At 50.2% G+C, this 12,849-nt stretch carries 10 protein-coding genes; 5 read left to right on the forward strand and 5 right to left on the reverse strand.

The genetic code is table 11. The features are described 5' to 3' along the window. Window positions 1–2: 2 nt before the first annotated feature. Entirely contained in the window at window positions 3–1,280 is a 1,278-nt protein-coding gene (locus tag B0F88_RS10460) for a TolC family protein (RefSeq protein ID WP_104423882.1), read from the reverse strand. 494 nt (window positions 1,281–1,774) lie between these two features. Next, window positions 1,775–3,367, reverse strand: a complete 1,593-nt coding sequence (locus tag B0F88_RS10465) for a SulP family inorganic anion transporter (RefSeq protein ID WP_104423883.1) — start codon at window positions 3,365–3,367, stop codon at window positions 1,775–1,777. A gap of 284 nt (window positions 3,368–3,651) precedes the next feature. Between B0F88_RS10465 and B0F88_RS10470 the strand changes: the two genes are divergently transcribed. The 5 genes from B0F88_RS10470 (at window position 3,652) to B0F88_RS10490 (ending at window position 11,072) form a co-directional block, all read left to right on the forward strand. Beyond that, window positions 3,652–4,326 (forward strand): response regulator, encoded by a 675-nt coding sequence (locus B0F88_RS10470; RefSeq protein ID WP_104423884.1) that lies wholly within the window; start codon window positions 3,652–3,654, stop codon window positions 4,324–4,326. After that, window positions 4,316–5,698 carry a sensor histidine kinase N-terminal domain-containing protein gene (locus B0F88_RS10475; protein WP_104423885.1) on the forward strand — a complete coding sequence of 461 codons (1,383 nt, stop codon included), beginning with the start codon at window positions 4,316–4,318 and terminating at the stop codon, window positions 5,696–5,698. The genes B0F88_RS10470 and B0F88_RS10475 overlap by 11 nt, the downstream gene beginning before the upstream one ends. 712 nt (window positions 5,699–6,410) lie before the next feature. Continuing rightward, window positions 6,411–7,898: an OprO/OprP family phosphate-selective porin gene (locus B0F88_RS10480; RefSeq protein WP_104423886.1), complete on the forward strand. Its 1,488-nt coding sequence runs from the start codon at window positions 6,411–6,413 to the stop codon at window positions 7,896–7,898. Window positions 7,899–8,025: 127 nt separating this feature from the next. Then, window positions 8,026–9,561 carry a choice-of-anchor I domain-containing protein gene (locus B0F88_RS10485; protein ID WP_104423887.1) on the forward strand — a complete coding sequence of 512 codons (1,536 nt, stop codon included), beginning with the start codon at window positions 8,026–8,028 and terminating at the stop codon, window positions 9,559–9,561. Between the two features lie 224 nt (window positions 9,562–9,785). After that, window positions 9,786–11,072: a lipopolysaccharide biosynthesis protein gene (locus B0F88_RS10490; RefSeq protein WP_104423888.1), complete on the forward strand. Its 1,287-nt coding sequence runs from the start codon at window positions 9,786–9,788 to the stop codon at window positions 11,070–11,072. 51 nt (window positions 11,073–11,123) lie between these two features. Here B0F88_RS10490 and B0F88_RS10495 read toward each other — a convergent pair whose 3' ends face one another. From B0F88_RS10495 to B0F88_RS10505, 3 genes are all read right to left on the reverse strand, one after another. Further along, entirely contained in the window at window positions 11,124–11,438 is a 315-nt protein-coding gene (locus tag B0F88_RS10495; protein WP_104423922.1) for a chaperone modulator CbpM, read from the reverse strand. A 5-nt stretch (window positions 11,439–11,443) separates the two neighbouring features. Beyond that, a complete protein-coding gene (locus B0F88_RS10500; protein WP_104423889.1) occupies window positions 11,444–12,388 on the reverse strand; it encodes a DnaJ C-terminal domain-containing protein in 945 nt (314 codons plus the stop codon). Between the two features lie 137 nt (window positions 12,389–12,525). Continuing rightward, window positions 12,526–12,846: a chaperone modulator CbpM gene (locus tag B0F88_RS10505; protein ID WP_104423890.1), complete on the reverse strand. Its 321-nt coding sequence runs from the start codon at window positions 12,844–12,846 to the stop codon at window positions 12,526–12,528. Window positions 12,847–12,849 lie beyond the last annotated feature (3 nt).

The following is a 12,849-nucleotide window of genomic DNA, read 5'->3' on the forward strand; positions in this document are numbered from 1 at the left end:
AGTTACAGATCCTCCAGATCGGTAGCGCGTAAACGGTCCAGGTCAATCAATGCGGCCTGGCGGTCGAAGCGGGCGTTCATATAGTCGCTACGAACGGTGCGGTAGGTGCGTTGGGCGTCGAGATAATCGATAATGCCGCGTTCGCCGAGGCGATAGGCGGATTCGGCGACTTTGAGCACCGTTTCGGCTTCCCTCAGCAAACCGGCATCGAAAGTTTCAACTTGGCGATGGGCTATCCGGTACCGGTTGTAAGCGTTTTCCAGTTCCCGCATGACCGAGAACTCCTGTTGCGTGGCCAATGCTTCGGCTTGTTGCAGCTCCGCAGCGGCCTCGCCGATAGGCCCCTGGCGCTGATTCCACAACGGTAAGGGGACGACAATGTTGACCCGCCACTGCTCAAGTCCCGGATCCCGTTCCGCGCCCGCTTTCAAGGTCGGCTGCGGGTAGCGGAGGTTTTGCTCATACTTGACTTTGGCCTCGGCTTTTTCGATTTCGGCGCGAAACTGCTGCAAGACGGGTTGTTTGTTCATCACTTCTTCACGCAAACTTTCCAGGGATGGCAGTGACGCGGGTGGTGCGGGCAAGTCGCCCGCCGCCTCATATTGGTGCGGCAAGGCCGGGCCGAACATCATGCGTAGCGCCGATTTGGCGTCATCCACCCGGGTTTCCGCGCTTTCCCGCAGTTTTACTGCGTTCAGCGCTTCCGCTTCGGATTTGACCTGTTCATAACGGGGCGCTTCCCCTACTTCAACCTTGAGTTTGATTTTATCGCGTATCTGCGTCAGTAATTGCTCGTTGTCCTTGCTGATTTGCAGTTCCGCCTGACGCCGCAAAATCTCGTAAAACGCCAGCCGTACCTGGCTGCGCACGGTCAGCCAGACATGGCGGCCGGCTTCATCCGCCGAAGTAATACCGGCTTCGGCAACCTTGCTTCGGGCTTCTCTTACGAACGGCAGGTCCAGCGTTTGGGAGATATAAACCTGCTCATTGGAACCGTTGAGCGCGCCCTGGCCGATGCCGGTCGAAGAGCCTCCGCCTATTTCCAGCTCGGGATTCGGATAGGCTTTGGACGTCACCAATGCGGCCTGCGCGGACTCCTTGCGGGCTTGAGCATTGGCTAGCGACGGATTGTGCGTTTCAAGCAGATTAAGTATTTGAGCTAAGCTGAGCGTTTCTGCGGACAGGCTGTCATGCCAAAAAACGCTTAGCGTAAGGATGAAACCAAGATATCGGGATGAATTTGATAGGGAGGGGTGAAATGATTTTCCGGGTCTCCGCATAACGTTGCATTCCTGGTTAGGTTATTGAAAGTAAATCGCTATCCATTAAGTAAAAAAATCCGCAGGCTCGGCTGTTTAAGTTAAACAATTTAATTAGCCGAGCCTGCGGATTTTCTTGTTTGATAAATTAAAAGCAGGTTTTGTGCCAATTGGGTTATGTGGGCAGGATCCGCTTGCAAAAGTCATGGAGCTATTAAGGAATGTGCATGAAATAACTTGAGCAAGTTTTATTTTTCATTTTTTAACCATGAAGGATATGAAGCGGCATGAAAGGTTTAAGTCTTCATGCTCTTCATGGTAATTGCCTAAATTAATTTATGCACGATCCTAAGGGGCATTCGATGCGAATGCGGCGTATTTGCCGACCGCCGAGCAGGTCGGCAAATACGCTGAGATTGTGGAGGCTGGTTAAGGTTGCAATGCCCTTTCTGCCGGATCGGCAGTGTTTCTTATCGTTTATGAGAGCGCTGGCAAGAGCTTATACCGGAAGGTATTTAAGCGTCGGCGCGTTCATTCAACACCACTAAAGATTCATGCTTCTTGATCTTTTCTTTGCCGTATAAGTCGATGACTTCAACGCTAATGTTGTCGTCCGGCGCCTGCACCAGAAAATCCTCGATTAACTCTACAATATCATGATCGATAAACTTGGCATTGCTCGCATCAATGACTACGCTGCTGTTTTCCTGAATCCGAAGGATGAATTTCCTGAGCAAGGCCTTGTTCAGGAAAGAAACGTCTTTGTTGAATTTCAGCACATAATGCGACCCGTCCTGAATCAAGGTAATTGCCGCGGAATAATTGGCTTTGACTACAAAAAACAGGCCGATGACCATGCCGATCGCCATGCCTTTTAACAGGTCGGTTATCAGAATGGCGAGCACGGTGATCGCAAACGGCATAAATTGGCTCATGCCCTTGTGGTAGAAATGGCTGAACAGGCCGGGGTTGGCCAGCTTATATCCGGTGTGCAGTAAAATCGCCGCCAGACAGGGCAACGGAATGTAGTTCAGGTAGTACGCCAAAAACAGGACGCTCAGCAACAAAAACAAACCGTGAGTGAAGCAGGAAATGCGGGTTCGGCCGCCGGCGTTGATGCTGGCCGCGCTACGCACGATAACGGCGGTCATCGGCAGGCCGCCGATCAGGCCGCTGATGATATTGCCGATTCCTTGCGCTTTCAGTTCCCTGTTGGTTGGCGCGATACGCTTGAAAGGGTCGAGTTTATCAGTCGCCTCAAGGCTGAGCAGGGTTTCCAGGCTGGCGATGATCGCAATCGTTATTGCGACTACATAAACCTGCGGGTTGGTCAGATAGCTGAAATCGGGGAACATGAAATTGTTGAAGAAATCCGTGGTTTTTTCCGGGACCGGTAAACTGACCAGATGTTCCGCACCGACCGACCAAGCCGGTGCAAATTTTGTCGCGGCCAGGTTATAGCCGACTCCCCACAGCACCACGACTAATGGTCCTGGAATCAGCTTTAACAGTTTCTGCTTTTTAAACCAGGGCATGCTCCATAGGATCAACAGCAACAACGCCACCCCGCTGATAACAGTCGAACCTGGCGATATGCCGCCAAATGCGTCAACCAATTCCATAAAGCTTGAGCGGGCCGTTTCCTTCATATAGCTTTCGTCGCCTTCATAGCTGCTATGGTAACCGGTGGCATGCGGAATCTGCTTGATAATCAAAATCAAACCGATAGCCGCCAACATGCCTTCAATGACGGCCGAGGGGAAAAAAGCGCCGATAATCCCGGCTCTGAGGTAGCCCAAGGCGAGTTGAATGATCCCGGCTAAGACGCAGGCTAACAGCAAACCCTGGAAACTGCCCAGGGTTTCAATGGCATTGAAAACGATCACGGTAAGACCTGCGGCAGGACCCGAAACAGCCAGTTGCGAGCCACTGAGCCATGAAACGATCAGCCCTCCCACTAAACCGGTAATCAGCCCGGAAAACAACGGCGCGCCCGAGGCTAGCGCAATACCCAGGCATAATGGCAGGGCGACCAAGAACACTACGAGTCCTGCGGGGATATCGTCTTTTAGATGGCGGATATAATATTGAGTGTGTTTGTGTATCATAGTAATATTCCTTTGATTCTAAAGTGCTCGTCTTCCAGCTGGACGTACATAACAGGGCTAATAACGTAAACTGTCCTCATAAAAACTCACTTCGCCGGTCGCATATCATGATTGCCGCCGGCAATTCCGATTGCACTACTTTGAATCACTTCTCTGATTAAGGTTTTCATTTGTTTTCCCAATTTTTAGCCGGTTTTAAATTTAAACAGCTGGCGCTGTTTATCCCGATGATACTTATCCTAGCCGCTTAACCTTTCAAGAACCTTTCACAATTTTCCGACTGTATGAACATTTTGTTAATAGAAGACGACGCCGTTCTAGCCGACGGCTTGACGCACACCTTGAGCGATAGCGGCTATTCGGTGACTTCGGCCACGAGCGGCGCTTACGCCGAACAGTTGTTGCTGGCGCAAGGTTTCGATTTGATCGTACTGGACTTGGGCTTGCCGGATATGGATGGGTTGGAGCTGTTGCGCAAGCTTCGCAGCCGGAAAATCCCGTTGCCGATTTTGATTTTGACCGCGCGCGACGGCGTCAACGACAGGATCAGCGGCATTGAACAAGGCGCCGACGACTATATGACCAAACCTTTTGAACTCAGGGAATTGGAAGCCAGGGTTCATGCGCTGATTCGCCGCTGTTACGGCGGCTTTAATAACGATATTGTGATCGGCCGCTTGGTGCTGGATACCCGCAATCATCAAGTCCTGGTCGACGGTCAGGCGATCAGCTTGTCGGCGCGGGAATACGGCGTATTGGAAATACTGCTGATTCAGGCCGGAAAAGTCGTCAGCAAAGACCGCATTGCGCAGCGGCTGGCCGTTGACGGCGACGCGCTGACCGATAATGCGGTTGAAATTTATGTGCATCGATTGCGCAAGCGGATCGAACCCTATGGCGCGGTGATCAGGACGGTGCGCGGGCTCGGTTATTTGCTGGAGCGCTCGGATGAAGACTAAACAGCGCAGCCTCAAAACGGAAATTCTTCTACGTCTGGCCATTCCGCTGATTTTTTTTATCGGCTTCGAGTCTGTCCTGTCTTATTTTGTCACCCTGCATCATGTCGACGTGGCGTATGACCGCTGGCTGCTCGATTCCGCAAGGTCGTTAACCCAGGAAATCAAGGTGCGCAACGGCAAGATATTCGTGGAATTGCCTCCCGCCGCTTTAGAGATCTTCAAATGGGATGAATCGGACAAAACCTATTTTAAAATCATCTCCGAAGAAAAAGGCATGCTGGCGGGCGACAAATTTGTTCCCGAGCCGTTCGATTCGAAAACCGACTGGACGCATCCGGTCTTTTTTGACGACGAAATGTATGGCGAACCGGTCCGGGTGGTGTCCATGTCGATTACCCGCGAGAATACATCGGAAAAGGTTTTCGTTCACGTTGCGGAAACCTTAAATAAACGGCGGAACATGATGACGGATATTTTGTTGGCCGACCTGTTGCCGCAGATGGCGCTGGTGTTGCTGGCGGGAATTTATCTGGTAGCAGGCGTAAAACGCGGCTTGCAGCCGTTGCACGTATTGGCCGGTGAAATTGCCCAGCGCTCGTCGCGCGATTTACGGCCCATTTCCGATCGGCATGTGTTTTTGGAAGTGCGGGCGCTGACCGATACCATCAATGATTTACTGGCGCGATTGTCGGCAGCCATTGCAGCTCAGCAACGCTTTATCGCCAACGCCGCGCATCAATTGCGCACTCCGCTGGCGGGCTTGAAACTGCAAGTCGAACGCGCGCAGCGCGAACAAGACCTGTCGGCCATGAAACCCGCGCTGAGGCATATTCAGGGTTGTGCCGACCGCATGTCGCACCTGACCACGCAATTATTGGTGTTAGCCAGGTCGGAACCGGTTAATGGCGATTATGAATTGCGGCCGGTGGATTTGTGCAAACTGGCCAGGGAAACCTGCATGGACTGGGTGCCTAAAGCGTTGCAGCAGCACATGGAGCTGAGCTTTGAAGGCTCGAAGCGGGCGGTGTATGTGCGCGGCGACGAGGTGCTGTTGCGGGAATTGCTGGCTAACCTGCTGGATAACGCCATTTGTTACGGTCATGCCCAAGGCAATATTGTGGTTAAAGTCAAGAGCCATCCGGCGCCTCGGCTGATTGTCGAAGACGACGGCCCAGGCATACCCGAAGCTGAAATGGACAAGGTTATCGAGCGGTTTTATCGCATTCCCGGAAGCCCGGGCGACGGTTGCGGATTGGGTTTGGCGATTGTCAAGGAGATTGCCGACCTGCATAAAGCGCGGCTTGAGTTAAAACGCGTCAGCGCGGCAGGCGGCGCCCGGATTGATTTGGTGTTTAAGCAAGCGGAACAGTAAACCGGCTTGCCGTTGCGAGGTGAGTTATTCTTCAGATAACTTGGATACACCGAAAAACAATAATCCAATGATCAAAACGGCTAAAACAATAATGGCTAGTACACCTGTGTTCATTACAATCCTCATCGAGACGTCGAGAAGAGTAAATCCGTTCGTCCTGAGCTTGTCGAAGGATGGGCGGATTTACGGTTGAGTTTGATATTATTCTTATCTGATAAGTAATTGAATTCATAATAATATATTTTTGTTGGCTCATATAATCCATCAGAGCATGTCACCTTTCCCCATTCATCCTTCGACAGGCTCAGGGCGAACGGGGAAAGGTGACATGCTTACGAAAAGTTATCCACTCAATAAGTTACCGACTCAATTTCACATAGAGCCGTTTTACTGTAGCCACACCCCTCTGCGTTGTTGCAACTTTGTAGCCACATCGGCCGGCTTTTAGATGTTGATTTAACACAGAGAGCAGGTTACTTCGGGGTTAACGTCTAAAATACAGTGTCTTTGTTGCTAAAAAGATAATTGCTAACCTGCTGGTTTTTATTAGGAATAGCAGAAAATCCAAACAGCGGATTTAAATTGTTGCAGGTTGGCAAATTAATTGCCGATTTGTTGCGCTGTAACAAAAATGTAACAAAGCTGTCATTAGGCTGTCATTTACTTTCCATATTCTTGCTCAAACTTTTTTGATAACAACCAAGAGCAAAATATGAAAATTTCTAAACTTACATTGGCCATTGCTACCGTTTTAGGAGCGGGCGTAACATCCGGCGCTTTTGCGATGGACCTTTATGTCGATACCAAAACCAAACAAATTTATGCGGAACCCGGTCGGGGTCGGGAACTGATGGGGTCTTTCGAGAAAGTCGACAATGCTCCCTCTAAAGCAGAGAAACTGGACAAAGCGGAAATTAAAGCCATTCGCGAAGATTTGGCGTTAAAAGATAACGCAATCAAGGCATTGCAAGAGCACAAAGAGGAATCTACAGGGCCTGATTCGGTTAATGTTAAGCTGGATAAAAAAGGTCTTAACTTTGAAACAAAGGATAAAAATTTCAAATTTAAACTGGGCGGCCGTATTCAGGCAGATGCGAATTACAGCAGCAATGATAACTTTGTTACAGCAGGCACAAACAATCATGTTGAAGCCAATGACGGCACGGAATTCCGCCGCGCCCGGATAGACTTTACCGGTACTTTCTTTAAAGACTGGAACTTTAAAACCCAAGCGGACTTCGCTGATAACGGCGTTGCCATGAAGGATTTATTTATTCAATATACCGGCTTAGGTTTCATGAGCGCTACTGTTGGTCAACAGAAACAAAACTTCAGTCGGGAGTTGCTCGAAAGCTCTAACGATCTGATGTTTGCCGAGCGTTCCTTAATGAACGTATTAAACGCCCCGGTTGTTGATCGTGCGATCGGTCTGAATCTTCAAAGTGAAGCCAAAAAAGGCTATACCGCTGCGCTCGGTATTTATGGCGACACTATTACCGCTAATAAGCCCGCCGCTCCTAACAAAGGTGACGAAGGTTGGGCTATTTCAGGACGCGCTACTTATGCGCCGATTGAAGAGAAAACCAAAGTTGTGCATTTAGGTGTCGCCGGTAATTACCGGGCGCCAAACGCTGACGATAAGGTTCTGGATAGCAGCGGCGTACATTATGTATATGAAACCAATCATATGTCTAATCTTAACTTGATAGATACCAGAGTAACCGGTGTTAACAACATCAAAATGATGGGCCTAGAAGCTGCCGGACTTTACGGGCCTGTTTCAGTAGGAGCGGAATATACGCGCACTTGGCTTGATCGTAAAAATGGCGGCACTAATCTGGAATTAGATGGCTGGTATGCAGACGCTGCATGGACAATCACCGGTGAATCGCGCCACTACAAGCAAGGCCGGTTTTATAAAGTCGATCCAGCGAAGAATTTCAGTTTTAAGAATGGCGGCTTGGGTGCATGGGAACTTGCGGCCCGTTACTCTGATGCCGATCTAAACGATGGTGCTTTCCGCGGTGGCAAAATGTCGAATGTCACTGTCGCTTTAAACTGGTACCTTAACAGTAATATCCGCATAATGGGTGACTACACCCGGGCATTTAATATGACTGATGCAGCTGTTACTACCGTTACAGGAGGTAAACCAGATACGAATGATACTTTCACTATACGCACACAATTAGCGTATTAAATAGATCGGGTATTAGTTAGATAAAAAGCCGCGCTGGATTTCCAGCGCGGCTTTTTTTATTGGAAAGAATTCATATATGATGGGCGATTTAAACAGTCTATAAAATCGGTCATTAAAGAGGTTAGCGTTGAAAATTAGTTACATCATTAAATTAATACCTGTTTTATGGTTGGCAGGTTGCGCATTGGCGCCGGTTCCATCCGTTACCGGTAATTGGGTCATAGAGCCGGTCAGTCTCTATGATTCCGGGCATGACAAAGGCACGGAAATCGTCAGCGTACAACAATCGACGTTGCGGGCGGTGCTCAGCAATTTCGCAACGGGCGAAGTTGATGTGCTGGATGTCAGCCAGCCTCAGCATTTGCAGAGAAAAGCGCGTTTCAATCTTAAATTAAGCAAGGGCGAAGAGCTGACTTCGGTTGCTTTTCATCCTGTATTGGATCTGTTTGCGGCGGTTATCGATGTCGGTAACCGCCCCGGCAGGCTGGAGATTCGTTCGGCAACAACAGGTGTATTGATCGATCGTATCGTCGTCGGCTTTGGGCCTGATTCGGTGGTTTTTTCCGAAGACGGCAAGCTCGCGATGATCGCCAATGAAGGGGAAGATTTTTTGTTTGAACCGTCGAGCAAACAATTTTTCTCGCCGGAAGGCAGCATTTCCACGGTTCGTTTAAGCCAATCCGGGCATATTGTAAGCCACAAAAACCTGGAGCTGGCCAACGCGATTAACTATGAAGGCTTTATTGTCAGCAAAGGCGGCCGGTTTATGGAAAGAGAAATCGACTGGAACGGCGACGGCATTATCAGCAAGAACATGGATTTTGACGGCAACGGCAAGATTGACAAGAAAAAAGTCCTGCTGGGGTATTTTGAAGGGCAGGATGTTTATGGTACGGAAACCAAAGGCGAGCAGAAAATACTAATCCCGATAAAGACCCATTCTCCCGCCTTATTGGAGCCGGAATATATCGCCATTTCGCCGGACGCAAAGAAAGCCTATGTAACTTTGCAGGAAGACGATGCGGTTGCGGTCGTCGATTTAATCAGCGAACAGGTCATCAGTTACTACGGCCTGGGCGCAAGCCAACATAAAACCGACGCCCGCTACGACGGTTGGGTGAAATTCGAGCAATCGATGGCCGGGCTGCGCGAGCCCGACGGGATAACCACGGTAGCTAACGGCCGTTATTTCGTCACTGCCGATGAAGGCGATACCGATTCGGATACTTCAACGCCGGCGGAGGGACAGCCGGTCAGCGGCGGGCGCTCGGTCAGCGTTTTCGATGCAGCGACAGGCGTCTTGCTGGGCGACACCGGCAATCAGCTTGATGAGCTTGCGTTCGCCAATAAAGTCTACCCTGAGCGGCGCAGCAACAAAAAAGGCTCTGAACCGGAAATGGTGGTTTCGTTCGATCTGGACGGCGTACCTTTTGTCGCCGTCGGTATGGAAAGAGCCGGTTCAGTTGGATTGATTTCGTTGGCAGATCCTTTCCACCCTACGGTAATCGCTTTGGGCAAGATTGGCGGCGACGAAGGCAAGTCGCCTGAAGGAATCACTCATTTTACGGTAGACGGGGAGCATTATCTGCTGACGGCCAATGAAATGAGCGGAACTGTTGAATGTTTTAAAATAATCAGAAAGGAGCCCGATGCTCAAAACTGATTAGGAACGTGCATGAAATAACTTGAGCAAGTTTTATTTTTCATTTTTTAACCATGAAGGACATGAAGCGGCATGAAAGGTTTAAGTCTTCATGCTCTTCATGGTAATTGCCTAAATTAATTTATGCACGATCCTAAGTTACAAAGTACTGGGGGGCAAGCTGCGCTTTAAATGCTTATTGGCCGTTATTCTAATCATGGTTTTACTTAAAAATATTAGCGTCAATGGATCACCACCTAGACCCGCATTCGAATAGTTTTCGTTCACTGGGATTGTTTGTAATGGCGCTGGCCAATTACGGTCTGATATACATAGCCAATATTTTTCTGGCGCGATGGCTCAGCGTCGGTGACTTTGACGATTACAGTGTGGCCGTGTCAATCGTAACAATGCTGTCAACGCTGGCGACCCTGGGCCTTGAAAAATATGCGTTGCGGGCTATAGCGTTGCTGCGTGATCGCGAGGACTGGCAAAGGTTTCGCGGCTTCTGGTTGTTTGCCTTGCGCAGCATCAGCGCTTTCAGTCTGTTGCTGATGGCAATACTGAGTATAAGCCTTGAAGCTTTTTTAGCATTACGGCAAGCCGACGTGCATATCGCTATTGTCGTGTTCGCCGGTTTTTTGCCGGTCATCGCGGTGACGCTGTTTTTGGTTGATGTTATTGCCGCGCATGGCGCTCAGCTGCTCAGTGTCACGATTTACAGGCTGTTTCTGCCGGCGGTTTATCTTGTGCTGCTTGCCGGTTTGTCATTGAGCCCTGTTAAAGTATCCGCCCTGTCCGCAGTGCTTTGTTTCGGCGGCGCATGGACGATTGCCTTGGTCATTATGTGGTGCATGGCTAAAAGGCTGATGCCGGCAGGCATTAAAAATACGATGCCGGTCATGCAGGGTAAAAAATGGCTTAGAGGCTCTTTGCCCCTGGTTTTGAATAGCCTGTTGTTAACCGTCATGACCAGCGGCGGCGTTATTATTCTGGAAATACTGTTCCCTTCGGGTATAGAAGTGGGCGTTTATGCCGTTGCCGCCCAGACAGGCGGTATTATTTCGCTGATAGGGACCTCGACCAATCGTTATTATCTGCCCATGATGGCTGTGATGATAGGCCGCGGTGATAAACAGGCGATACGAAAGATTATGGAACAAAGGGGGTTAGCGGTCGGCGGCATGGTTCTGGCCTTGCTGGTCACTCTGATTTTCGCGGGCCGTCCCATACTGGGATTATTCGGCGAACATTTCAGCGGCAGCTATCATACTATGCTGATTATTGCCTCAGGCGCCTGCTTCAGCGCCCTGTTTGCCGATGTGCCTTATTACCTGCAATTTATGGGCTCGCACCGCATCGTATTAAGCTTGACTATGGTTTCTACGGTAATGATGGTGTCGCTGAGCTTTGTGCTTGGCGCGAGCGTTGGTTCTGTCGGCGTGGCAACGGCTTATATGGCGTCAGTCATGTTGCTGTTTATTAGTTTACGCATCGTGGTAGGGTTGCATTTCCGCAGATTAGGCGGATAAATTCTTTGCCGGGTTTCAGTAGTGCAGTGTGGACGGTTTGGATATTTTCAGTCATGTCCTCATTGTTTTTAATCGGGCGCGCAAATGTTCTAGCTCTTCCATCAAGTCCAGCGCCAGCGCGATACCGGCCAGGTTAACGCCCAGGTCGCGTTGCAGCCTTAGCGCGGAACGTACCCGCGCCAAACTTGCACCGGAAAAACGCCATAAATGAGTTTCATCCCCTTGCGGTTCGATAATGCTTTCCTCTATCAAACTGATAACCCAGTCGGGCTGGACGCCGCAAGCATCGCACAGCTGTTCTAACGTCAGGTTGTCATCTTCAATGACAGTTCCGGTCTGTACCGGCAATAAGTCGTCAGAATTCATGGGTCTCATACCCCCAAGGATAGGCGCGGGTTAAAATCAAATTCTTGCTGCATTTTTTGGTAGGCTGCTTTGGCTTGTTCGGTATTCGCCGGCGGCAGGACAATTTTTAGCATCACGTAGAAATCGCCCGGCGGTTTGGCCGGCAACCCAAGGCCTTTTAAACGCAGATGAGAGTCTTGTTGGGAGTGGGGCGGTATTTTCAGCTCAACGCTTCCGTTCGGTGTCGGCACTTTGATGCGGGCGCCTAACTTCGCTTCCCAGGGCGTAACGGGCAGATTCAGATAAATATCGGTTTCGGACACCCGGTACATGGGATGGGCGTTAAAAGCGACTTCTAGCAGCAGATTGCCGGTTTTACCGTCATCAGGGCTGCGTTCGCCCTGGCCGGTCAGCCGGATGTGCTGGCCGGCCTTGATGCCTTTGGGGATTTTGATGTTCAGGGCTCTGTGTCTGACCTGCACAAAACCTTGTGCATCGGTTTCGGGCATGCTCAGGGAAAAATTGCGCGTCGCGCCTTGGATGCTGTCTTCCAGATCGATATAAATTTTCGCCCGGCTGTCCAGGCCCCGTGCATGGATGCCGCGCTGTCTCCGGTCGGCTGAACGGAGTCCCGAGCGCCCGAATAATTGTTCAAAAAAATGACTGAACGCGCCGGTTTCGCTATCGGCGGAAGCGCTGCTAAACTCGAAGCCTTCGTCCCAGTTTGGCGGCGGACTGAAATCCTCCCCGGCCTTCCAGTGGGAGCCTAGCCTATCGTAAGCGGCCCTTTTCTGCGGATCCTTGAGCACTTCGTAAGCTTCGCCCAGCTCCTTGAATTTTGCCTCGGCATCCGGTTCTTTGCTGACATCGGGATGGTGCTTGCGCGCCAGTTTGCGATAGGCGCGCTTGATTTCGACTTGCGTGGCGTTTCTTGGCAGCCACATGACCTTGTAGTAGTCTTTATATTGCATGCCGGCCCGTCCGATGACAATTGGAAAAACCCAGATAGACTCGATATTTGTACGCTACTGCAAAGTCATTGTCATCTTTTCGAATATGGAAATGAAATCGGCTAATGACGGCCGTTTGCCCGTAAACCCGGTATTATTTAGTCGTGACCCATTATTTTTAGCCGGGTGCGCAGCTGTTCGAGCTCTTCGATCAAGTCCAGCGCCAGTGCGATGCCGGCCAGATTAACCCCGAGATCGCGCTGTAGCCGTAGCGCAGAACGCACCCTTACCAGGCTTGCGCCTGAAAAACGCCATAAGTGCATTTCATCCCCTTCCTGCGGTTCGATAATGCTTTCTTCAACCAGGCTGATAACCCAGTCTGCATGCACGCCGCAAGCATGGCACAGTTGCCCTAACGTCAGTTTGTCGTCTTCAATAACGGTTCCGGTATGAACCGGTAATAAATGATGCGAATTCATTGG

Source organism: Methylobacter tundripaludum, from assembly GCF_002934365.1.
In the GTDB taxonomy this organism is placed as follows: domain Bacteria; phylum Pseudomonadota; class Gammaproteobacteria; order Methylococcales; family Methylomonadaceae; genus Methylobacter_A; species Methylobacter_A tundripaludum_A.